We start from the raw sequence: 22,765 nt of genomic DNA on the forward strand, positions 1-22,765 counted from the left end.
TCCCTCTTCCTCAGTTGTGTGTATACGTGGTGGCCAGTTCGGCGAGCCCTGCGGCCACCTGGGCGGGGGTCGGCTGGGAGAGCATCTCGGCGCGCAGCCGGTCGGCGGCCGTACGGACTTCCGGGTCCTCCAGCAGCCTGATCACCGCGGCTCGGATGGCCTGCTCGTCTGCCTGCTCGCCGGACAGATGAATGCCGGCACCCGAGCCAGCGAGGGCGGCCGAGATGTTGTCCTGGTCGGCCATGTGGGAGATGGCCAGTTGGCCCAGGCCGGCGCGGATCGCGTTGAACACCGTGCCCGAGCCGCCCTGGTGGACGATGGCGTCGCAGTCGTCGAGTACCAGGTGCAGGGGCGGCGAGTCGAGGACCCGGACGTTGCCCGGGAGATCGCCGAGCTGATCGCGGGACGAGGCGTCGATGGCGACCACGATCTCGATGTCCAGCCCGTCGAGCGCCCGGATGATGCGGGGCAGTAGGAAGGCCCGCTCCCCGATGATCCGGCTGATGGACCTGCCCCAGGTGAGACAGATCCGCGCCCTGCTCTTGCCGCCTCGGCGCAGCTGCGGGCCGGGAGCGAGGCCGGCGCCGTTGTACGGCACGTACTGCACTTGCAGCCTGGCGGGCGACGGCGGCGGCTGGAGGCTCGGCGGGCAGGGGTCCACGGTACGGAGCGCGGGGTCGCCCTGGACGTCCAGCCCGTAGGCGCGGTACGGCTCGTAGAATCCCGGTAGCGAAGCCAGGATCTGCTCGCTCCCGGCCGAGCCGAAGAAGTCCCAGCCCCACAGGTGACGGATCCCGGGCACCCCTAGCTCCTGCGCGGCGACGAGCCCGGGCGGGCACATGGTGTCGGCGAGCACCAGGTCGGGTTTCCAGGCTCGGGCGAGGTCCATCACCGGGTCGAGGTTGGCGAGGGCGGCTCGCTGCCACTGGTCGAAGACCTGCCCCCCGTCGTCCGCCCGGTCGGGGTCCTCGGGTTTCTGCCGGGCCTTCAGCTCCTGTGACAGGGTCTTGCGGCGGATCTCCACCATGTCGATGTCGATGCCGACGGCGGCCATGGGCAAACCCGACCGGGTAACCAGGTCCGCCATGGAGGGTTGTGCCACCACCAGAACCTCGTGGCCCGCGGCGCGGAACGCGGCGGCGAGCGGCTGGACGATGAAGTAGTGGGTGGGCCACGGGGACGTGGCCACCAGAACACGCATGTGCTTCTCCTCCCTATCGGGCAAGGTTCGTCAGGTCGGCCACCAGGTCGGCCGGCGTCGGCTGGGTGCGCATGCCGTCGGCCAGCTTCATCGCGGCGGTGCCGTGGGCGGGGTCCGACAGGAGACGGTCCACTTCGGCTCGCAGCAGGCCCACCCCCTCGCGGCCGGCGGGCACGTCACCGGTCATCAGGTGCCGGGCGGCGCCCGACGCGGCCAGCCGGGTGCCGTTGACCGTCGGCTCGGGCCGCGTGGTGATCAGGAGTTGACGCACCCCCGCGCCCGCAGCCGTCATGCTGGTGCCCGCGCCCCCGTGGTGAACCACGAGATCGCAGGACGGCAACAGCAGGTGCAGCGGCAGCCCGACCGTGATCCGCACCCGGTCCGGCAGTGGCGCGGTCTCAAGGGCCCGCGCAGTCTGCTCGGTCACCGCGACCACGACCTCGTCGGCCACCTCGGCGGCGGCATCGACGCACTGGCGTACGAGTTCGACGACCGTGCCGCCGCGCAGTGCCATGGACGTGGCACCCCAGGTCACGCAGACCCGGGTACCGGCACGGCCGCGCAGCAGCCAGTCCGGCAGCAGGCCCGGCCCGTTGTAAGGGACGTAACGCATCTGACGGCAGGTCGGCCCGGCCGGGTAGCGGATGCCCGGTGCGCTGGGGTCGATCCAGGCGGTCGGCTCGGTCCGCACGTCCGCCCGGGCCCGCTCGTACAACTGGGCGTATTCCGACAGTGGTTCGCTTCCCATGCGGTGCATCTCGATGCGCTGCAGCCCGGGAGTGCCCCACAGATGGCTGACGTTGGGCACGCCCAGGGCCGCGGCGACCACGGGCCCGGCGAGCGTGACAGCGTCGTGCACCACCAGGTCGGGCTGCCAGGCCCGGGCGAGGTCGAGCAGGTCGTCGAGCATGGCCGAGGCCATCACCGCCTGCATCCGCCCCAGGTTCTCGATCAGCGCGAACTGCTCGTCGTCCAGCAGCTCCGGTCGGACCGGCCAGTCGTCGGGCCAGCGGCCCTGGATGTGCCATGCGGCCCGGCTGCGGTCGTTGGACAGGGAGGCGAGATCGACGTCCTGGCCGACCGGCACACCGGGCAGGCCGGAGGCGGTCACGGTCGGCATCAGCCCCGGTGAACTCGCGACCCGCACCTCGTGACCGGCGGCCAGGGCCGCCGACTCGAGCGGGACCATGGGGAAGTGGTGGGAGTGCCAGGGGAACGTGGTGAACAGAATGCGCATCCGTAGGTGCCTCTCCGGTTGCGTCGGAAGTTGGGGGTGCAGGGCTCCTCAGGGGGAGGGGCGTGCCGGGGCCCGCGGTGCTCTCTTCGGCACTGACCAAGCCGTGCCGCATGCGGCCGAGGGGCAGCCGTACCGCCGCCTCCTCGGGGCCCGCCAGCCGGTCCGTCACCCTTGGACGGCTCATTCCTCGCCGTACACGACGGAGTCGCCCAGGACCGCGTCGATCCTGGCCATCAGGTCCTCCTCCAGGTGGACGCCGGCCGCCTTCACGTTGCTCAGGACCTGTTCCGCGGTGGAGGAGCCGATGACAGCCCCGCTGACGCCGGGGTTCTGGAGCGCCCAGGCGAGGGAGAGCTGCGCCGTGGTCAGGCCGGCCTCCTCGGCCAGCGGGCGCAGTCGCCCGACACGGCCGAGGACCGTGTCGTCGTCCAGCCAGCGCCGCATCAAGGGAGCTCGGCCGCCCTTGGGGACGGTGGCCCGGGAGCCGACCGGGGGCTGCGCGCCGGGCGCGTACTTCCCCGTGAGTACGCCCTGCTCCAGGGTGAAGTAGCAGATCTGACCGATGCCCAGATCGCGGCAGACCGGTATCACCTTGGCCTCCGGCGCCCGCCACAGCATCGAGTAGCGGGGCATGTGGGAGATCACGGGCACGCCCAGCCGGGTACCGATCTCCGCCGCTTCGGTGATCCGCTCCACGGGCCACTCCGACATGCCGACGTACAGGATCTTCCCCGCACGGACCAGGTCGGAGAAGGTCCACATCAGCTCCTCCAGCGGAGTCGCCGGGTCATAGCGGTGAGCGGTGTAGACGTCGATGTGGTCGACGCGCAGCCGGCGCAGCGAGCCGTCGACCGACTCCATGACGTGTTTCCTGGACAGCCCCTGCCCGTTGGGACCGAGTCCGGTCGGCATCCCCACCTTGGTGCACAGCACCAGCTCTTCTCGGGGTGATCCGGCCAGCGCCTGACCCAGCAGGGTCTCGGAACGGAACATCCCGTAGACGTCCGCAGTGTCGAAGGTCGTCACGCCGACGTCACGCGCGGCTCTGATCGCGGAGAGCACCGTTTCGTCGGGGGTGTCGTCCTGGGGGTACAGCAAGTTGCCGTACACGATCTCACTCACTGAAAGGCCACTTCGGCCGAGGCTTCGGAACTCCACGCGGACCACGCTGAGGTCCCCGGATCGAATGCGGCTCAAGGCCCGCCGGAGCCTTCGTCCGCATCGACGGCGGACTACCGGGACTTGAGCGGGGCTCCAGACCGGGTGCCGACGGTGGACCGGAGCGCCGCCGATGCCTGCGATGGGAGAGACGTCAATGACTCAAGCGATCATGAGCAGGAAGCATCCAGCAGTACCCCCTGACAGCACGGACCACCAACGCATCGCCGAATCGGCGGCCGCCGTCGACGGCGGCCTGCTGTCCATGAGTGATTTCCACCGCTGGTTCGACGAACGCCGGCAGGCCATCCGGATGGACGTCCAGCGCATACCCTTTGCCGATCTGAAGCGCTGGGGCTTCCAGCCGGTCACCGGCAACCTGGTGCACGACAGCGGCCGCTTCTTCTCCGTCGAAGGGGTGCAGGCGCGTTACGACGGCCAGGACCCGGTCTCCTGGTCCCAGCCGATCATTAACCAGCCAGAGGTCGGGTTCCTCGGCATCCTGGTCAAGGAGATCGACGGTGTGCTGCACTGCCTGATGCAGGCGAAGGCCGAGCCCGGCAACGCCGAAGGGCTGCAGCTGTCGCCCACGGTGCAGGCGACGCGCAGCAACTACACCGGAGTGCACGAGGGTAGCGCCGTCCGGTACCTGGAGTTCTTCACGGATCCCGGCAAGGGCCGGGCGCTGATCGACGTGCTCCAGTCCGAACACGGCGCCTGGTTCTACCGCAAGCGCAACCGCAACCTCGTCGTCGAGGCCGTCGGCGACGTCCCCGAGCACGAGGACTACTGCTGGCTGACTCTGGGGCAGCTCCGTCGGCTGCTGGGCATCCCGGATCTGGTCAACATGGACACCCGGACGGTCCTGGCCTGCCTCCCGCTCGCTCAGGCAGTCAGCCCGGGCGACGGGACGAGCGACAACGGCCTGGAGAAGGGGGCGGCGGCACTGACCGCTTCACTGTCCCAGGACACCCCCGCAGCGCACACGCTGCCCGAACTCCTGCGCTGGTACAACGGGGTCAGGGCGAGCAGTGAGGTCTCGGTGGAGCCCGTACCGCTGGCCGCGGTGGACAACTGGGTGCGCGAGGCGGACGAGATCCGCCACACCAGCGGCCGACACTTCACGATCGTCGCCGTGTCGGTCGAGGCCGGCAATCGTGAGGTCACCGGCTGGACCCAGCCGCTGCTCAGCCCGCGCGGCACCGGAGTCGTGGCCTTCCTGGCCAAGCGGATCAACGGCGTCCTCCACGTCCTGGTGCACGCCCACCCGGAACCGGGATACGTGGACGTCATCGAGCTTGGGCCCACCGTCCACTGCGTGCCCGACAACCACACCCATCTGCCGCCCGAGCGGCGGCCGAAGTTCCTGGGCGAGGTGCTCGCGGCCCGGCCGGAACAGATCCTCTACGACGTCGTCCAGTCCGAGGAGGGCGGCCGCTTCTACCGGGCGTTGAGCCGCTACATGGTGGTCGAGGCCGACGGCGATCCCGTCGTGCCCGACGACTACCGCTGGATGACCGTGGGTCAGCTGATCACGCTGCTGCAGCACAGCAACTACTGCAATATCCAGGCACGCAGCCTCATCGCCTGTCTTCAGTCCGTCTGGTGAGCGTCGTGTCCGAGGATCGTGCCCCGGTGCGTCTGGGCCTTCTGGGCTGCGCTGAGATCGCACAACGCCGTGCCCTGCCCTCGCTCGCCCAACTGCGGGACTTCGCCCTCACCGCGGTCGCCAGCCGGGACGCCGACAAGGCGAAACGCTTCGCGCGCCGGTTCGGCGGAGAGCCGGTCGCAGCGTACGAGGAGCTGCTCGCCCGAGAGGATCTCGACGCGGTGTACATACCGTTGCCTGCTGCACTGCACGCGCCGTGGGCAGCCAGAGCACTCGAGGCCGGGCTGCACGTACTGGTGGAGAAACCGGCGGCCCTCACGACCGAGGAGGCCGATCGGCTGAGCCGACTGGCACGCGAGCGGGGCCTGGTGGTGATGGAGAACTTCGCGTTCGTCCACCACAGCCAGCAGCAGGCGGTCCGGGTCCTGCTGGCGGAGGGGGCCATCGGGGAACTGCGCTCCCTGTCCGCCGAGTTCGCCTTCCCTCCGCTGCCGGACACGGACATCCGCTACCTGCCGGAACTGGGTGGTGGCTCGCTGCTGGACGCGGGCGTGTACCCCCTTCGGGCCGCCCGGATGTTCCTGGGCGACGACCTCCAGGTGACGGGTGCCACGCTGCGCAGCCACCCCGCGCATGGAGTGGACGTGGCCGGGGCCGCGCTGCTGACCGGTCCTTCCGGGGCCAGCGCCCACGTGAGCTTCGGTTTCGTCCACTCCTACAGCTGCGGCTATACCCTGTGGGGCTCGGCGGGGCGGATCAGCCTGAACCGGGCCTACAGCGCCCCGGACGACTTCGCACCGACCCTCACGCTGGAACGCGACGGACGGACCGAGGAGCGCCGACTGGCTCCGGACCAGCAGTTCACCACGCTTTTCCGGCACTTTGGCGCCGCCATCCGCCGCGGGGACGCCGCCGGACCGGCACACGACCTCGAACGGCAAGCGCACCTGGTGGAGCGGGTCGCCGCCACCGCCCGGCGCCTCCCGCTGTGAACGGTGCCTCCGCGGTGGGCGGTGCACGGCTCCAGCCTCCGTGGCGCCGTACCCGAGCGCCGCGCACGACAGTCGCACAAGCCCTCGAACCAAGCCCAGCACCACGAAGAGAAAGGTCGACCCGCATGGACATCTCTGGCACCGCGCGAGAAGTGACCGCCTGCCGGATGTGCGGAGAGGAAGACTGGCAGAAGGTTGTGGACTTCGGCCCCGTGCCCCTGGCGGACAGCTTCCTCGAACCCGCCGCATCCTACGACGACGAGCCGCGCTACCCGCTGGCCGTGATCTCCTGCCGCTCCTGCCGGCTGATGAGCCTGACGCATGTGGTGGATCCCGAGGCGCTGTACCGGACGTATCCCTACACGACCTCCGACTCGGAGACGATTAAGAAGCACATGGGGCACGTAGTCGCGGTCTGTGTCGAACGTTTCGGCATCCCCGAGGGCAGCTTCGTCCTGGAGATCGGCAGCAACACCGGCTCTCAGCTCAAGGCCTTCCAGAACGCCGGAATGCGGACCCTCGGCATCGACCCGGCCCGCAACATCGCGGTGGTGGCCAATGAGCGAGGCGTCGAGACACTGCCGGAGTTCTTCTCGGTCGATACCGCCGCGCTCGTCAAGAAAACCTACGGCACACCCCAGTTGATCCTGGGCCGGCACGTCTTCGCGCACATCGACGACGTGGCCTCGGTTGCCGAGGGTGTACGCAATCTGCTGGGACCGGACAGCCTGTTCGCCATCGAGGTTCCTTACCTGGTGGACATGCTCGAACGCAATGAGTTCGACACGATCTACCACGAGCATCTGTCCTACTTCGGCGTCGGCACCCTGGTCACCCTCTTCCAGCGGCACGGTCTGCGGGTGGTTGACGTCGAACGCCTCGCTGTGCACGGCGGATCCATCCTGGTCTTCGTGGGGCTGGACGACGGCACCCGGCCGACGAGCCCGGCCGTCGGGGAGCTCATCGCTCTGGAGAAGCGGACCGGATTGCACGAGGACGCCACTTATCAGCGGTTCGCCGAGCACGTCGAACAGATCACGGGCGAACTCACCGCACTGGTCCGTTCACTGCGGGCCGAGGGCAAGCGGATCGCCGGATACGGCGCGCCGGCGAAGGGCAACACCCTCCTGAACGTCTGCGGGCTCACCACGGACGATCTGGAATTCTGCTGCGACACCACCGAATTCAAGCAGGGCCTGGTGCTTCCCGGGACGCACATCCCGGTGCACAGCCCGGCATACGCGAAGGCCCAGGACATCGACTACTTCCTCTTGCTGGCCTGGAACTACGGCGAGGAGATCATGGCCAAGGAGGCGGCGTTCCTGGCGCGCGGCGGACGGTTCATCCTGCCCAACCCCAGGCCATCGATCGTCCCGTCCGGAGCGTGATGATGGCACGGACGACGGACCGCGCGCTGAGCGTCGTCGTCACCGGCGGTGGTTCCGGCATCGGCCGGGCCACCGCCCGGGCGTTCGCGGCGCAGGGAGCCCATGTGCTCGTCGTGGGGCGGACGGCCGAGCGGCTGGCCGAGACCGCCGAGGGGCATCCGCGCATCAGGCAGCTCGCCGCCGACCTCGTCGACCGTCGTGCTCCCGAGCGGATCGTCGACGCGGCGCTGGACGCCACCGGCCGCATCGACGTGCTGATCAACAACGCCGGCGTCCCGTGGCGCGCCCGGCTCGGTGAGATAGACCGCGACCGGGCCGAGCGGCAGGTCGCCACCAATCTGCTGGGTCCGCTCTTCCTGACCCAGAGCGCGGTGCCGCACATGCCGTCCGGTGCGACGGTGGTCAACGTCAGCTCCAACCCGCCCACGCGCGGGTGGCCGGCCAACTCGGTGTACGGCAGCACCAAGGTCGGCCTGGACTTCCTCACCCTGACCTGGGCGGTCGAACTGGCGCCGCGCGGCATCAGGGTCGTCTCCGTGGCACCGGGGCCGACGGAGACGCCCGCCCTCGCCGAGGCCCGGTCCGGCCTGCCGCCCGAACAGCAGCGCGACTTCTCCCGCATCCCGCTGGGCCGCCCCGCCCGGCCCGAGGAGATCGCCTGGTGGCTCACCCAGGTGACCCGCTCCGAGGCCGGCTATCTGACCGGCGCGGTGCTGCGGGTCGACGGCGGGCTGAGCGTGCGCTGAGTGCAAGAGGAGGGCCCCGTGGCGCCCGGCCGGTACACCAACCGGCCGGGCGCCACCGGGCCCGAAGTCGTCTGTCCGGGAGGGCCCTCAGTCCCCCACCAGGGCCACGGCGCGGGCCCAGCCCGCACCGGAGCCGACCAGTTTCACCGGAAGGCAGGAGACGGTGTAGCCGAAGTCGCCGGGCAAAGCGTCCAGGTTGTGCAGTCGTTCGATCTGGCAGTACTCGCGTCGGCGGCCGGCGAAGTGCGCGGGCCATAGGACGGAGCGGTCGCCAGATTCCTGGTAACGGCGGATCATGTCGCCGAAGGGCGCGTCCAGGCTGAAGGCGTCGGTGCCGATGACCCTGACCCCGAGATCGAGCAGGAAGTCGGTGGCTTCGCCGTCGAGACCGGTGAAGTCCGTGAAGTACTTCTGGGTGCCCAGGTACGCGGAGGCCCCGGTGTTCAGCAGGACGATGTCGTAGGGCCGCGGTGTGCGGCCGATCCGGGCGACCTCCTCCCTGAGGACCTCGACTCCCACCGCTCCAACCGACTGGTCCCGCAGGTTGAGACGGATCGCGGGGCGGTGGAACCAGTCCAGCGGCATCTCGTGGATATGGCGCGGGGTGCCGTAGTCGGCCGTCGAGCCGTAATGGGACGGTGCGTCCACGTGGGTCCCTGTGTGGCTCGTGAGGGTGAAGGTGTCCAGTGACAGCAGCTCGCCGCCGGGCAGCACGAACGGGTCGAACTCGATACCGAAGTGTGCCTTCATCTCCTCGCTCATGTGCCGGGCCCCCTCGGCGGGGGTGAGGATCTCGTGGACCACGGGGTCGGGTTCCCAGGCCGCGGCGTCCACGGGCGAGGACAGGTCGATGATGCGCATGCGGGTCATCCCTTCGTACTCCCCGTGCCGTCGGCATGGACGGTCGGGCCGGTGGTGAACAGATCGGTGCGCACGTCCACGGGGGGATGGCCGAAGGCCACCCGGTGAGTGATCTTCGCGCCGAGCGGGCTGCGCCGGATCAGCCGGGCGATCCCGGAACGCAGCAGGTCGGCCACCGGGCCGCCGGCCCCGAACATGCCCTTGGCCTGCATATCTTGCATCTTCATGACGGCGTCTACTGCGGGCATCCGGGCATTGAGGAAGGGGGTGAACCGCTCCCGCTGCAGGGCACCGGCCCGCAGGGACTCCACCAGTACGGGGTGGAGCACCGCGGCGTCCTGGAGCGCGAGGTTGATGCCCTGGGCACCCAACGGGCTGTGCGTGTGGGCGCTGTCGCCGATCAGCACGAGACCGTCCCGCGTCCACTCGTCGGCCTTTGCGGCGAAGATGTCGAGCAGACTGAGGTCGGACAGGCCGCCGACGGAGGACTCGATGAGGTCCCCGAACTGAGGTAGTGCCGTGGTCAGTTCGCGTTTGACCTCGTCGATGCCGCGGGCGGCGAGCTCCGGCCAGCGCTTGTGCGGCAGGGTCCAGCCGATCTGCAGCTTGCCCGGGTGGGAGTCGTGGATCAGAACGGGGTTGCCGGCGGTGCGGTGGATGCGTACGTACCGGGTCTGCCGGTCGGGGGCGTCCACCTTGAACCACAGCACGTCGTGCTTGAACGCTTCGACACGGCCCGATCCGATCCCCGCCAGAGCCCGGGTCTTGGAGAACCTGCCGTCGGCGCCGACGACGACCTGGGCGTGCACCCGACGGCGGCAGCCGGGGCTGTGGGCCACGGCCCCGGTGACCTGGCCGTCCTCCTCCAGCAGTGCACCGACCCGGTGGCCGTCGAGGTGATGGAAGCCGGGCAGCTTCCGGCACGCCGCGAGGAGCGTGTCGAGCAGATGGCGCTGGGGCATGGCCAGCAGGTGGTCGTACGGGGCGGGCAGCCGCCGGTAGTCGATGTCCAGCAGCACCCGGTTACGGTCGACGAGTTGGAAGCCGTCGAGTTCGCACGCGCCGGCGTTCCGTGCCGTGGTGAGGACGCCGAGGTCGTCCAGGATGCGCTGGCCGCCGGGCTGGAGGATCTCGCCGCGGAAGGCGCGCTCGAACCGGGTGGACTTCTCGAGGACCGTGACGCGTACTCCCGAACGCAGGAGCATCAGGGCGAGGGCGAGCCCTGCGGGCCCGCCGCCCACGACACAGATGTCGGTGTGCAGGTCGTCCGCCGGTTCGGGCGCGCCGGTTTCGGTCGTGCCGTTCGTCATGGACATCCCTCAGCCCGCCACCAGACCGAGGCCGCCGTCGACGGTCACGACCTGGCCCTGCAACCAGCCGGCCTCGTCAGCGCACAAGAGGCTGACGACGTCGGCGACGTCCTCGGGGGTCGTGAGCCGCCCGCCGGGTGTGCGGGCGGTGATCGCCTTGGCGACCTCGGGCGGGACGGTTCCGTCGCCCTTGTCGACCTTGGCGGCGGCGACCGCGTTGACGGTGATGCCGTGTCCTGCCAGCTCCACCGCGAGATAGCGCACGAGGGATTCCAGGGCGGCCTTGGCCACGCCCGCCCCGGCGTAGCGGGGCACGACCCGGCGGGCGCCGGTGCTGGAGACCGCGACGATCCTGCCGGGGCAGCCCGCCATCAGCTTGGCGAGCCGGGGAGCTCCGGTCAGCAACGGGTGCAGCGCGACGTTCAGGGAGCGGTCCACGAGTGCAGGGGACGTGGTGAGGGTGGGCGCCGGCCGGAAGTAGGAGGTGTTGTGGACGAAGATGTCGAGGTGGCCGAAGCGGCGCTGTGCCTCGTTGCACAGCGCGTCGATCCCTTCGGTGACATCGGCCTTGAAGGTGCTGGCCTGGCCCGGGTGCCCGGCCAGCGCGGCAAGGGCCCTTGCGGCGTTCGCCTCGTCTTCGGCGTAGTTGACGAGTACGTTGGCGCCGCTCGCGGTCAGCTTGCGGGCGATCGCGAGGCCCATTCCTCGGGTGGCTCCGGTTACCAGTGCAGTGCGGCCCATCAGCTCCGGGGCGGTGGAGGGGTGCGTTGTCACGGTTCGGCTCCCAAGTGGTCGGGGCAGCTCAGGCGACCCGAGTGGCGGCGGCGAGGGCCTCGTTGACCAGCGCGAGGTACTGGCGCAGGGTCTCCGCCTCAGAGACGGCCTCGTCGTCGAGGGCGATGCCGTAGTCGCGCTCGATGCGGGCGGTGGTTTCCAGGACGGCGACCGAGTCGTAGCCGAGGTCGGTGAAGGAGATGTCGAGGGCACGCTCGGAGAGGTCGGCGTTCTCGCTTTCGCCCGCGCACTCGCGCAGCACGGTGGTCAGGTTTTCCAACTGCATCTGCTGGGACATGGGGTTTCTCTTTCTCGCGATCGATGTCTCTGTCGTGTCTCGGTCGATGCTCCGTTCGCCGTCCCGGCGGCGGTCAGCCGACGGCTCGCAGGACCGCGGCGGCGTTGAATCCCCCGCGGCCCCTGGCCAGTACGAGGGCGGTGCGCAGAGGCAGCTGCCGCGGACGGCCGGTGACCAGGTCGATCGGGCAGTCGTCGGCGGGTTCGGTCACGTTCGCGGTGGGCGGCACGACCTGCTCGCGCAGGGCCAGCAGGGCGGCTGCCAGGTCCAGCGAGGCCCCGCCGGCCGAGAGCCGTCCGGTCATGGTCTTGGGCGCGGTGACCGGCACTCCGTACGGGCCGAACAGTTCGGCCAGTGCCCGGGCTTCGGCGCGGTCCGCGTCCCGGTCGCCCGCGGCGTCGGCGAACACGACATCCACCTGGTCCGGCGTCACCCCGGCTTCCTGCACGGCGAGTTCGGCGGCCCGGCCGAGCCGCGAGGCGCCGTCGTCTCCGGGCGCCGGATCGAAGGTGGCCGCATATCCGGCGAAGGCGCCGTAGACGTGGGCGCCGCGTGCACGGGCCGCGGCGGCGTTCTCGAGGACGAGCAGGGCGCCTCCCTCGCCGACGACCTCGCCGGTGGCGTCCGCCGAGAACGGAAGATAGGCGCGGGCTGCGTCCTCACTCGGGGAGAGCCGGCCGCCCGCCAGGTGGGCGGTCCAGCCCCAGGGGCAGATCGCCGAGTCGACGCCTCCGGTGACCATCAGGCTACTGCCCCGGCGCAGTCGGCGGCGGGCCTGGGCGACCGCGTCGAGGCCTCCCGCCTGCTCGGTGACGAGTACGCCGCTGGGCCCGCGCAGGTTGTGGCGGATGGAGATCTGACCGGTGTTTACGGCGTAGAACCAGGCGAACGACTGGTACGCGCTGACATACTGTCCGCCTTTACTCCACAGGGCTTGCAGTTCGCGCTGCCCGAACTCGAAACCGCCCGCCGAACTCGCGGTGATGACGCCCGCCCCGTACTCAGGCAGCCGCTCCAGGTCGACGCCCGAGTCCTCGATGGCCTCCTGGGCCACGGCGAGAGAGAGCCGGGTCATGCGGTCGGTCTGGGGCAGCAGCCGACCGGGGATGTGGTCGGCGTCGACGAAGTCACGGACCTCGCCGGCGAGCCGTGCCGGGTAACGGGCCGGATCGAACCGGTTGAGCTGGCGGATGCCGCTCTCGCCGCGCAGTACGGCGTCCCACCAGGCCTTGACGGAAAGTCCGTTGGGGGCGGCGACCCCGATGCCGGTGACGACTGCCTGGTCGGGCGCCGCTTGCGGAGCACGGGGCGTGGTGGCCGGGGCGGTGAAGGCGCTCACGCCGCCTCCTTGAGCCCAGGAGTCGTCAGGACCATGGCGCTCTGGAACCCGCCGAAGCCGCTGCCCACGCTCAGCACAGTGTCGATGCGCTGCTCGCGGGCGGTGATCGGCGTGTAGTCGAGGTCGCAGGCCGGGTCGGGATCGTGCAGATTGGCCGTGGGGGGCACGGTGTCGTGCTCGATGGCCAGCGCACTGGCGGCCACTTCCAGAGAACCGATGGCGCCGAGCGAGTGCCCGATCATCGATTTGATGGAGCTCACCGAGACCCGGTAGGCGTGGTCGCCGAGGCTGCGCTTGAAGGCGGCGGTCTCGTGCCGGTCGTTCTGCTTGGTGCCGGAGCCGTGCGCGTTGACGTAGTCGACGGCCGTGGCGTCCAGGCGTGCCTCGTCGAGTGCCGTGCGGATGGCCTCGGCCATCTCCTTGCCGTCGGGGCGCAGTCCCGTCATGTGGTACGCGTTGCAGCGGCTGGCGAACCCCGAGATCTCCGCGTAGATGTGAGCGTCGCGGCGCCGGGCGTGCTCGAGGCTCTCCAGGATCAGTACGGCGCTGCCTTCCCCGAGGACGAAGCCGTTGCGGCTGCGGTCGAACGGGCGGGAAGCGGTGGCCGGTTCGTCGTTGCGCGGCGAGGTGGCCTTGATGGCGTCGAAGCAGGCGACGGTGATGGGTGAGATGGGTGCCTCGGTCGCGCCGGCGACCATCACGTCGGCGCTGCCCTCCCGGATGAGATCCACCGCATGGCCGAGGGAGTCGAGACCCGAGGTGCAGCCTGTGGAAATCAGGGCCACGGGGCCCTGGGCACCGGTGCTCCAGGCGACCTCGGCGGCCATGGAGCTGGGCACGAAGTAGTCGAAGAGGTGGTCGACGGCGAGGGTGTGGTCGACGTACCAGCCGGAGCCTCCCTCGCTCACGACGTTGTACTGGGTGTCGAGGCCCGTCGTGCAGCCGACCGCGCTGCCGAGTGCCACGCCGGTCCGCAGCGGGTCAATCCCGCCGTCGAGGCCGGCGTCGGCGACGGCCTCGCGCGCACTGACGATCGCGAACTGGGTCGCGCGGTCGAGGCGTTCGGCCTCGGCGGCGTCGAAGCCCTGCTGCGCCGGATCGAAGTCTGCCTCGGCGGCGATTCTGGAGCGGAACGAGGAGGCGTCGAAGAGACTGATCCTCCGGGTGGCCGTACGGCCCGCGGTGAGCTGCTCCCAGAACGTCTCGACGCCCACCGCCCCCGGGGCCACGACCCCGATGCCGGTGATCACGACGCGACGGTTCATCGGCCCTCACCGCTTACTGTCCCCATGGTCATGGGTGCTCTCCCGCTTAGTTGTGTGTCCTGCCGACCAGGCTCTGCGAGCCCCCTCGAACCGGGCTCGAAACGCACAGGAGTCCCGGTCGGGGCTCAAAGCCGGGCGGGCCGGGAACAATCCGGTCAGCGCAGATCGTCCCGGGTGACATCACGCCTCCTGACCAGCAGCTCTCCGCCCTGTCGGACCAGGACGTCGGTGCAGGTGCAGACGCGGTGGACACGCGACTCACCGCCCTGCGGCGAGGCGAACACGGTGGTGTACGAGTGGACGACCACCGACCCGTCCTCCTGCGGCCGGACGTCGAAGACGCCGGGCCAGTGACGATGCTGCTCACCGGCGGCGGCGAGCGCTTCGGCGGTGCGCCGCACCGCGGCCGCCAGCCCTTCGCGGCCCACCACCGGGGCCGACAAGGTCGGCACCGAGAACGAGGCGTCCTCGGTAAAGCCGGCCGCCCACTCGTCGGCCTCGCCGTTGTCCAGGAGGTGCATGTGGCGGGCGTAGAACTGCTGGATCTCTGCGTAAAGGGCGCCGAACTCGATGGCGGGGTGCGGCTGTGTCTCGGTCTGCGTGGTCATGGTGTCTCCGTTTCGTGAGGCTGTCCGGGCGGCGACGGCTGGGCCCGGAAGAGTGCGCGGCGGCGCGCCCGGCCATCGTGGGCAACCTCGGTCGAGCCACGTTCGAGTCGCTCTGCAGTGCGGACCGGCTCGCCCCGTCGTCCAGCCGGAATCCAATGCGTCTCAAGCGGCACAGCAGAGCGTTGCCCGGGAACCCCGCACGGCGACGCGTCGATGGCGCAGGAGGACACACGATGCCGAACACCCAGCAGTACTCCGTCCGGGACGAGGTGCTCGTCGCAGCCCCGGCCGAGCAGGTCCGCTCATTGGTCGAGGACGTCACCGGCTGGACGCAGTTGCACGCACCCGCCGTTCACGCGGAGATCCTGTCGGACACCGGCGACGAGCAGTTGGTCCGGCACTGGGCGGTCACCGGCCGGGACTCGGTGCGCACCTGGACGGCGCGCCGCACCAGGGCTGCCGACAGCAGCCGGATCTCCTTCGTTCACGAGGAGGCCGAGTCGCCGTTCGCGTCCCTCGGCGGCGCGTGGACGTTCCAGGAGCAGGACGGCAAGACACTGGTGGAGATGCGTCACGACTTCACCCTGGCCAAGGGCGAGGAAGGCTTGGCGGACGAGGTCTCCACCCGCCTGCGCACGGGGGCCCGGGACTATCTGCGCACCCTCGGCCACGCCGCCGAGAAGCGCGGGGCATTGAACCGACTGATCATCTCCTTCACGGACTCCCTGTTCGTAGCGGGCGACATCAAGGACGCCTACGACTATCTGTGGGAGGCGGACAAGTGGGAGGAGCGCATCCCCCACATCGCCAAGCTGGACCTCGAAGAGCCCGCTCCCGGTGTCCAGTTCTTCGACATGCTCACCTCGACGCCGGACGGCTCCTCGCACCGCACCCGCTCGGTCCGGGTCACGGTTGAGCCAGACATCATTGTGTACAAGCAGACCGAGCTGCCCGCGCTGCTTGACGGCCACACCGGGCACTGGAGGTTCACGCAGACCCCCGAGGGCGTCATCGCGGAGGCCCGGCACACGGCGACCATCAAGCCGTCGGCCCTGCACATCCTCGGCGAGGGCACGACGGTCCTCGACGCGCGCAAGTACCTGCGCCGGGTGCTGAGCGCCAACAGCGTCAGCAACCTGCGCCTGGCCAAGGCGTACGCCGAGGAGCGCGCCGGTGTCTGAGGCTCCGTCCGTCCCGGCGGTTCCGCTGGACGGGCTGCTGCGCCGGGCCGCCGAGAACTTCCCCGAGCGGGTGGCTGTCCGGGACGAGCACGGAGCGATCGGCTACGCCGAACTCGACGCGTACGCCGACAGGTTCGCCCTCGCACTGCTGCGGCTGACCCGCGGACGGCAGACAGCGGTAGGGGTGGCCGGTGTGCTGGACCCGGTGTTCGCGGCAGGTTTCTACGGCACGAGCCGCAGCGGCAACCGCGTCGTGATGGTCAACCCGCTGATCCGCGAGGCCGCCCTGGAGCACGTCTTCCGCACGGCCGGCGTCGAGATCGCCCTGGTCCCTGTCGAGACCGCCGTACGCCTGCAGACGGTACGCGGGTATCTCCCGGCCCTGCGCGAGGTGTTCGTGGTCGACGCGGACCGGGCCGTGACCCTCCCCAAGTGCACGCGCCCGCTGGCCGATCTCCTCGGCTGGGACGGCCCGTCCGCGGCCGCGCTGCCCGATCCTGCCGCGGTCGATCCGGACTCGGTCGCCTGTGTGCAGTTCACCAGCGGCACCACCGGTCCCCCCAAGGGCGTCCAGCTCACCCACCGCAACCTGGTGACCAACGCCGCCCAGGCGGCCCACGTGCTCGGCCTCGACGCCGACTGCGTGTGCCTCAACCACCTGCCGCTCTACCACCTGATGCACCTCAACGCTGCGGTGCTCGCGGGCGCCACCCAGGTGCTGTGCCACGATCCCGACCCGGTGGCGTCGTTCGCGACGGCCGCCGACGCCGGGGCGACCCACTATTTCGGGCTGCCTGTGCGGCTGACCAGGCTGGCGGCGGATCAGCGGCTGGCCGCGGTCGTGCCCGGGCCGAAGCTGAGGCTGATCGCCTCGGGCGGCTCGGCGCTCGCCCCCCTCGTCGCCGACCGCCTGCGTGAACAGCTCGGCGTTCCGGTCATCCAGGGGTACGGGCTCGCCGAACTCTCGCCGCTCAGTCACAACGACCGGCCGGAGCGGAGCAAACCCGGCTCGGTCGGTCCGGTTGTCCCGGGCACCGAGTGCCGCATCGTGGATCTGGAGACCGGAGCCGACCTCGGCACGGGCCGACCGGGAGAAGTCCTGCTGCACGGCCCGCAGTTGATGGCTGGATACCTCAACCTGCCGGACGCGCCCGATATCGACACCGACGGCTGGTTCCACACCGGCGACGTCGGCTACCAGGACGGGGACGGCTGGCTGTTCCTGGTCGACCGCATCAAGGATGTCTTCAAGGTCGACAACGAACTGGTGTCGCCGAGCGAGATCGAACGGATCCTCATGCGCGACGGAGACATCGCCGACTGCGTCGTGGCGGACATGCCCGATGAATTTAGCGGTGCGGCCGTGTGGGCGGGCATCGTCCCCGCCAGCAGCGGACCGGTGGATCTGCGGGCGGTGGTGGAGCGGGCCAACGCCCAGCTGGCCGACCACCAGCGGATCCGCCGTGCCGAACAGCTCACCGCCGTACCCCGCTCGCCGAACGGCAAGGCCGAGCGGCGTCTGCTGCGCGAGCAGCTGCGTGCCGAGCCCCCGTCCCCTCTGACGTCCCGACGTCCCTGCCGACCAGGAGAACCATCATGGTGACTTTCATCAACAAGCTGACCGTCAACGGCGACATCGAGGAGTTCCTCCGGATCAAGCAGTCCATGACCGCGTTCATGTCAGCCCAGCCGGGCTATCGCGGTTCCTCGACGCTGCGCCAGGTCGGGCAGCACAACGTCTTCATCGAGATGGCCGAGTGGGACGACGCCGCATCCCACCAGGCCGCCCTGCGCAGCGAGGAGTTCCGGGCGCTGATCAAGGGCCTCAGCGGCCTGGCCACCGCGGAACCCGGCCTCTACGAGGAGGCCGCTGAGGACGGGGTCGGCCGTGGCTGACGGAACGCAGGTGCTGGTAGCGGGGGCCGGCCCGGTCGGTCTCACCGCAGCCTACGAGCTCGCCCGGCGCGGACTGCGGGTGCGGCTGATCGACGCCGCACCCCACCCCGCCACCACCAGCCGTGCGGTGGCCACCCACCCCCGCACCCTGGAGACGTACGACCAGATGGGCGTCATCGAGGAGATCCTCGAACAGGCCCAGCAGATCAGGGCGTTCACGATGTTCAGCCGGGGCCGCCGGCTGGTCCGGCTGGCCGCCGACTACTCGACCATGCCCACCCGGTATCCGTTCACGGCGATTGTCGAGCAGGTGGACACCGAGGCGGTGCTCCGTGCGGCGGTGTCGCGACTCGGCGTCGAGGTCGAGTGGGGGACGCGGCTGACCGGTTTCACACAGGACACCGAGCAGGTGGTCGTCGGGCTCGAACACGCCGATGGAAGCACGGAATCTGTCGAGGCTGCCTGGCTGCTCGGCTGCGACGGCGGGCACAGCACGGTCCGCAAACGGCTGGGGCTGCCTCTGCTCGGCGAGAGCAGCGAGACCTGGATGCTCGCCGACGCACCCGTGGACGTGGACCTGCCGCGCGACAGCATCTACTGGATCCACACGGGCTCCCAGGCCCTGATGATGGTGCCCTTCAGACGCGGTGGCCGCTGGCGCCTGCTGGATACCACCACCGCACCGCACGGCACCGACGCCGCTCTGATCGCCGACCGCTTCGCCGAGAAGCTCGGCCCCGGCCTCGGCCGCACGGCAGACGTCCGCACCCCCACCTGGACGTCGGTCTTCACCTTCCAGCAGCGGATGGTGCCACGCATGGGCGAGGGCCGGGTCTTCGTGGCGGGCGACGCCGCCCATGTGCACAGCCCGGCCTCCGGGCAGGGCATGAACACCGGCATCCAGGAGTCGTACAACCTGGCCTGGAAGCTGGCCCTGGTCGAACAGGGTCATGCGGCGCGGGAGCTGCTCGACAGCTACAGCCTGGAGCGGGTGCCGGTCGGTGAGACGCTCCTCGGCTCCACCAAAAAGGCGACCTTCCTGGTCCAGCTGAAGAACGCCTTCGCCCCTATCGCGCTACCGATCGTCTTCGGCGTCATCCGCAACGTCACACCGCTGCGCAAGAAGGTGCAGCGCCAGGTCCTCGGCGGTATTTCCGGCCTCCAACTCGGCTACCCCGACTCGCCACTGACCCGGTCTGCGGCCCCCGTCTCGGGGCCGTTCCCAGGCACCCGCGCCTCGGTCGGAGCCGCAGCGGACCCGGCCGACCCGGGCTGCCAGGCCTGGGCCGAGGAACTGCGTGACACCCGATGGACGCTGGCCGTGACACCGGACACGGCGGCCAATGTCCCCGCGGCGGAGGCATGGCTGTCCATCCGCACGCTCGGCGGCAGCACCGAGGGTCCCGGCCCGCTCACCGACCCGAACGGTCGGCTCCGCGCCGCCCTGGGAATCGAACCGGGCGGCTGGCTGCTGGTCCGCCCGGACGGCTATGTCGCCGCCCGCGGACGGGAGTTGACCGGGGCGGATCTGCGACAGGCCTTGGCAGCGGCGCGTATGCGGGTCGAGCGGGGTGTCTCACCGCGCTCCTAGGGCAGGGGCCAGGGACAGGCCCTGGCCCCTGCCCCGCGCACCTCGTACCCGACGGATGAGCAAGAAGGCGAACACGCATGGACATGGGACTGAAAGGTCGCACAGCGCTCGTGACGGGCGCGTCCTCCGGAATTGGCGCGGCCATCGCACGCGCCTACGCGGCTGAGGGCGCCCGCGTCGCCCTGACCTACCGGAGCGACGGCGAGGCCGGCGAGCGGCTCGCCCGTGAACTCGGCGCCGACCAGGACTCGGCGATGGCGCTGCGGTACTCGCTCGCCGAACCGGACACCGTGGAGTCGGCCGTGGCCGAGGTCACGAGGCGCTGGGGCGGCGTGGACGTGCTCGTCGCCAACGCAGTGCGTTGGGCTTCCAGGAGGGCACCCGGCGAGCAGTTCGAGAACATCCCGCCCGGCGAATGGACGGCCTTCCTCGACGACAACCTCGCGCCGACCCTGCGCACGGTACAACTCGTGGTAGCCGGTATGCGGGAGCGGTCCTGGGGCCGGATCGTGCTCATCTCCTCGCATGTGGCACTCGACGGCCACCGCGGCCAGGAGTTCTACGGGGCTGCCAAATCGGCACTGCACGGTTTCGCCCGCAGCCTCGCCTGGGACCTGGGCCCCGACGGTGTGCTGGTGAACGTCGTATGCCCGGGTCTGACCGCCACCGAGCGCGTGCTCGACGGGCTGCCCGCCGAGGTCCGGGAGCGGGAGACCCGGTTGACTCCCACCGGCCGGCTCAGCAGCCCCGAAGACGTCGCAGGCGCGGTGCTGTCCCTGGGCTCCGCAGCCAACGGCAACACCACCGGCCAGATCGTCACGGTGGCCGGCGGCCGGTGAAGCCTCGCCACGCGACTGCCGCGCCCGCCTGACTTCACCGTTACTGCCCACCAAAACCGCCCGTCCCGACGCCGCAGCCGTCAGGACGGGCGGATTTCCACTATCGGCCGGTAAGCCGTCCGCCATGAAGTCGACCGTCGGCCTGTGCGGGCTGCCGGCCACGGCTCACCGGTCCGTGGTCCACGAAGTAGCCCGTCTGCCCCAATGCGGACAGCGCCTGGGCCTCCTCGTAGTACAGGGGGCCGCAGTGGAGGGAACCCAGACCGATCAGGCAGTGCCACACGCTTGGTAAGCAGCGGTGCACGAAGATGCGGTACCCGCTGCGCAGCGCCCACTTCATACCTGTCCCCGCTCTTTCACGCAGCCGTCTGCAGACGCTGCTTGAGCGGCTCCCACCAGGTGCGGTTGCCGTGGTACCAGGCGACCGTCTCCGCCAGTGCGGCCTCGAACTCCCTGGTCGGCCGGTACCCGAGCTCTCGCCTGATCTTCGTGCAGTCGACGGAGTAGCGCCGGTCGTGGCCCTTGCGGTCGGCGACGTGTCGCACGCTGTCCCAGTCCGCGCCGCAGGCGTCCAGGAGCAGTTGGGTCAGCTCCTTGTTGGAGAGCTCGGTGCCGCCGCCGATGTTGTACACCTCGCCTGCCCTACCGCCCGTGCGCACCAACTCGATGCCATGGACATGGTCATCGACGTGCAGCCAGTCGCGCACGTGGGCGCCGTCCCCGTACAGCGGCACCTTGCGGCCGTCGAGCAGGCTGGTAACGAAGAGCGGGATGACCTTCTCGGGGAACTGGTGGGGCCCGTAGTTGTTGGAGCAGCGGGTGACGCGGACGTCCAGGCCGTGGGTGCGGTGGTAGGCCAGCGCGATGAGGTCGCTGGACGCCTTGGCCGCGGAATAGGGGGAGTTGGGGTTGAGGGGCGAGGTCTCCGACCAGGACCCCACGTCGATGGAGCCGTACACCTCGTCGGTGGAGATGTGCACGAACGTCTCGATCCCGTGCCGGAGTGCCGCATCCAGGAGGGTCTGGGTTCCGGTCACGTTGGTGCGTACGAAGTCGGCGGCGCCAAGGATGGAGCGGTCGACATGCGACTCGGCGGCGAAGTGCACCACCTGGTCATGTCCCGCGATCAGCTCGTCCACCAAGGACGTGTCACAGATGTCGCCCAGCACGAAGGTGAAGCGGTCGCTGTCGCTCACCTCGGTCAGGTTGGTGATGCTTCCGGCGTACGTCAGCTTGTCGAGGACGGTGATCGTCACATCCTTCGCACCGTGCGGACCGAGCAGCGTCCGGACGTAGTGCGAGCCGATGAACCCTGCCCCGCCTGTCACAAGGATGGCCTTGGTGGTCATGAGGAGATCTGCACCTCGCTGTGGTCGCCGAGAACGAGCCGGTTGCTGGACGGCATCCGCAGGGCGGGGGCCACGCTGACACTGCGGCCGATGAGGGATCCCCTGACCCGCCGGACTCCCTCCAGGCGGGAATCGCGCAGCACGATGGAGAACTCGATCTCGGTGTCTTCGATCCGGCAGTTCTCCGAGATGGAGGTGTACGGACCGATGTAGGAGTCGATGATCACCGTACCGGACCCGATGACCGCCGGGCCGACGATGCGCGAGCCGGTGACCTGGGCCCCGGCCTCGATCCTGACGCGGCCGATCACCTCGCTGTCCGCATCGACCCGGCCCTCGGTGCACGGCTCGATGCCCTCCAGAACGGACCGGTTCACCTCAAGCATGTCCATGACATTCCCGGTGTCCTTCCAGTAGCCGTGGATCACGGTGGACCGCACGTCGCGCCCGCTGTCGAGCAGCCACTGGATGGCGTGGGTGATCTCCAGCTCGCCGCGCCAGGACGGCTCGATGGCGCGCACGGCCTCGTGCACGACCGGGGTGAACAGGTACACGCCGATCACAGCCATGTCGCTCTTGGGCTGCGTCGGCTTCTCCTCCAGGCCTACGACCCGGCCGGCTTCGTCCAGTTCGGCGATACCGAACGCGGTCGGATCAGGAACGCGGGTCATCAGGATCTGTGCGTCGGGCCTGTGGGCGCGGAATGCGTTCACCAGGCCGGCGATGCCACCGACCACGAAGTTGTCCCCCAGGTACATCACGAAGTCGTCGTCACTGAGGAATTCACGGGCGATCAGGACCGCATGCGCGAGTCCCAGCGGTTTCTCCTGCGGCAGGTAGGTCACCTCGAGCCCGAACTTGGAACCGTCACCGACCGCTTCCTGGATCTCGCTCGCGGTCTCTCCCACGATGATCCCGACCTCGGTGATCCCGGCCTGCACGATGTCCTCGAGGACATAGAAGAGCACCGGCTTGTTCGCCACCGGCACCAGTTGCTTGGGCGATGTGTGAGTGATGGGCCTCAGGCGTGTCCCCGAGCCACCGGACAGTACGAGAGCCTTCATGCCATGGACGCTATGTGGGTGTTCTGGAACCCCACTTGGGAGCTGGTCGATGCCGCAGG

At 69.9% G+C, this 22,765-nt stretch carries 21 protein-coding genes; 9 read left to right on the plus strand and 12 right to left on the minus strand.

All coding sequences use genetic code 11. The features are described 5' to 3' along the window. Window positions 1-10 precede the first annotated feature (10 nt). The 3 genes from mtmGIII to IF99_RS0118500 all read right to left on the minus strand — a co-directional run bounded on the left by mtmGIII (window position 11) and on the right by IF99_RS0118500 (window position 3,560). Window positions 11-1,201, minus strand: coding sequence for a mithramycin biosynthesis glycosyltransferase MtmGIII (gene mtmGIII, locus IF99_RS0118490; protein WP_030997643.1), 1,191 nt, complete (start codon window positions 1,199-1,201; stop codon window positions 11-13). 13 nt (window positions 1,202-1,214) lie between these two features. After that, complete coding sequence (locus IF99_RS0118495) at window positions 1,215-2,438, minus strand: nucleotide disphospho-sugar-binding domain-containing protein (RefSeq protein WP_030997644.1); 1,224 nt, start codon at window positions 2,436-2,438, stop codon at window positions 1,215-1,217. A gap of 180 nt (window positions 2,439-2,618) precedes the next feature. Continuing rightward, window positions 2,619-3,560 carry an aldo/keto reductase gene (locus IF99_RS0118500; protein ID WP_234340745.1) on the minus strand — a complete coding sequence of 314 codons (942 nt, stop codon included), beginning with the start codon at window positions 3,558-3,560 and terminating at the stop codon, window positions 2,619-2,621. A gap of 208 nt (window positions 3,561-3,768) precedes the next feature. On the opposite strand from IF99_RS0118500, the gene IF99_RS0118505 reads away from it, so the two are divergent. The 4 genes from IF99_RS0118505 to IF99_RS0118520 all read left to right on the plus strand — a co-directional run bounded on the left by IF99_RS0118505 (window position 3,769) and on the right by IF99_RS0118520 (window position 8,331). Further along, on the plus strand, window positions 3,769-5,205 hold the full coding sequence (locus tag IF99_RS0118505) for an NDP-hexose 2,3-dehydratase family protein (protein ID WP_051703558.1): 1,437 nt from the start codon (window positions 3,769-3,771) through the stop codon (window positions 5,203-5,205). Beyond that, window positions 5,202-6,197, plus strand: coding sequence for a Gfo/Idh/MocA family protein (locus IF99_RS0118510; protein ID WP_234340746.1), 996 nt, complete (start codon window positions 5,202-5,204; stop codon window positions 6,195-6,197). Before IF99_RS0118505 ends, IF99_RS0118510 begins: the two co-directional genes overlap by 4 nt. A 125-nt stretch (window positions 6,198-6,322) precedes the next feature. Then, window positions 6,323-7,585 carry a class I SAM-dependent methyltransferase gene (locus IF99_RS0118515; protein WP_030997648.1) on the plus strand — a complete coding sequence of 421 codons (1,263 nt, stop codon included), beginning with the start codon at window positions 6,323-6,325 and terminating at the stop codon, window positions 7,583-7,585. Next, entirely contained in the window at window positions 7,585-8,331 is a 747-nt protein-coding gene (locus tag IF99_RS0118520; RefSeq protein WP_420705684.1) for an SDR family NAD(P)-dependent oxidoreductase, read from the plus strand. Before IF99_RS0118515 ends, IF99_RS0118520 begins: the two co-directional genes overlap by 1 nt. Before the next feature lie 87 nt (window positions 8,332-8,418). Here IF99_RS0118520 and IF99_RS0118525 read toward each other — a convergent pair whose 3' ends face one another. The 7 genes from IF99_RS0118525 to IF99_RS0118555 form a co-directional block, all read right to left on the minus strand. Then, window positions 8,419-9,192: a cyclase family protein gene (locus IF99_RS0118525; RefSeq protein ID WP_030997650.1), complete on the minus strand. Its 774-nt coding sequence runs from the start codon at window positions 9,190-9,192 to the stop codon at window positions 8,419-8,421. 5 nt (window positions 9,193-9,197) lie between these two features. After that, on the minus strand, window positions 9,198-10,502 hold the full coding sequence (locus tag IF99_RS0118530) for an FAD-dependent monooxygenase (RefSeq protein ID WP_051703559.1): 1,305 nt from the start codon (window positions 10,500-10,502) through the stop codon (window positions 9,198-9,200). Between the two features lie 9 nt (window positions 10,503-10,511). Beyond that, window positions 10,512-11,276, minus strand: a complete 765-nt coding sequence (locus IF99_RS0118535; protein ID WP_234340747.1) for an SDR family oxidoreductase — start codon at window positions 11,274-11,276, stop codon at window positions 10,512-10,514. 28 nt (window positions 11,277-11,304) lie between these two features. Continuing rightward, window positions 11,305-11,574, minus strand: coding sequence for an acyl carrier protein (locus tag IF99_RS0118540; protein WP_030997653.1), 270 nt, complete (start codon window positions 11,572-11,574; stop codon window positions 11,305-11,307). A gap of 73 nt (window positions 11,575-11,647) precedes the next feature. After that, a complete protein-coding gene (locus IF99_RS0118545) occupies window positions 11,648-12,913 on the minus strand; it encodes a ketosynthase chain-length factor (RefSeq protein WP_030997654.1) in 1,266 nt (421 codons plus the stop codon). Further along, window positions 12,910-14,178 carry a beta-ketoacyl-[acyl-carrier-protein] synthase family protein gene (locus IF99_RS0118550; protein ID WP_030997655.1) on the minus strand — a complete coding sequence of 423 codons (1,269 nt, stop codon included), beginning with the start codon at window positions 14,176-14,178 and terminating at the stop codon, window positions 12,910-12,912. The genes IF99_RS0118545 and IF99_RS0118550 overlap by 4 nt, the downstream gene beginning before the upstream one ends. A 155-nt stretch (window positions 14,179-14,333) precedes the next feature. Further along, window positions 14,334-14,786: a nuclear transport factor 2 family protein gene (locus IF99_RS0118555; RefSeq protein WP_030997656.1), complete on the minus strand. Its 453-nt coding sequence runs from the start codon at window positions 14,784-14,786 to the stop codon at window positions 14,334-14,336. Window positions 14,787-15,019: 233 nt separating this feature from the next. Between IF99_RS0118555 and IF99_RS0118560 the strand changes: the two genes are divergently transcribed. From IF99_RS0118560 to IF99_RS0118580, 5 genes are all read left to right on the plus strand, one after another. Next, window positions 15,020-15,967: an aromatase/cyclase gene (locus tag IF99_RS0118560; protein WP_030997657.1), complete on the plus strand. Its 948-nt coding sequence runs from the start codon at window positions 15,020-15,022 to the stop codon at window positions 15,965-15,967. Next, window positions 15,960-17,570: a class I adenylate-forming enzyme family protein gene (locus IF99_RS0118565; protein ID WP_051703560.1), complete on the plus strand. Its 1,611-nt coding sequence runs from the start codon at window positions 15,960-15,962 to the stop codon at window positions 17,568-17,570. The genes IF99_RS0118560 and IF99_RS0118565 overlap by 8 nt, the downstream gene beginning before the upstream one ends. Continuing rightward, entirely contained in the window at window positions 17,564-17,863 is a 300-nt protein-coding gene (locus IF99_RS0118570) for an antibiotic biosynthesis monooxygenase family protein (RefSeq protein ID WP_037827130.1), read from the plus strand. The genes IF99_RS0118565 and IF99_RS0118570 overlap by 7 nt, the downstream gene beginning before the upstream one ends. Then, window positions 17,856-19,454 (plus strand): FAD-dependent oxidoreductase, encoded by a 1,599-nt coding sequence (locus tag IF99_RS0118575; RefSeq protein WP_030997660.1) that lies wholly within the window; start codon window positions 17,856-17,858, stop codon window positions 19,452-19,454. The genes IF99_RS0118570 and IF99_RS0118575 overlap by 8 nt, the downstream gene beginning before the upstream one ends. Window positions 19,455-19,531: 77 nt before the next feature. Further along, entirely contained in the window at window positions 19,532-20,293 is a 762-nt protein-coding gene (locus IF99_RS0118580) for an SDR family NAD(P)-dependent oxidoreductase (RefSeq protein WP_030997661.1), read from the plus strand. A gap of 356 nt (window positions 20,294-20,649) precedes the next feature. Here the strand turns inward: IF99_RS0118580 and rfbB are convergent, their stop codons facing one another. Together rfbB and IF99_RS0118590 are read right to left on the minus strand one after the other, a co-directional pair. Then, window positions 20,650-21,642, minus strand: a complete 993-nt coding sequence (rfbB, locus tag IF99_RS0118585; RefSeq protein ID WP_030997662.1) for a dTDP-glucose 4,6-dehydratase — start codon at window positions 21,640-21,642, stop codon at window positions 20,650-20,652. Beyond that, the gene (locus tag IF99_RS0118590) at window positions 21,639-22,706 is read right to left on the minus strand and encodes a glucose-1-phosphate thymidylyltransferase (protein WP_030997663.1); all 1,068 of its coding nucleotides are present in this window, start codon (window positions 22,704-22,706) and stop codon (window positions 21,639-21,641) included. The genes rfbB and IF99_RS0118590 overlap by 4 nt, the downstream gene beginning before the upstream one ends. Between the last annotated feature and the right edge of the window lie 59 nt (window positions 22,707-22,765).

Origin of the sequence: Streptomyces sp. NRRL F-5630 (genome assembly GCF_000719475.1) — a bacterium.
Lineage (GTDB): Bacteria > Actinomycetota > Actinomycetes > Streptomycetales > Streptomycetaceae > Streptomyces.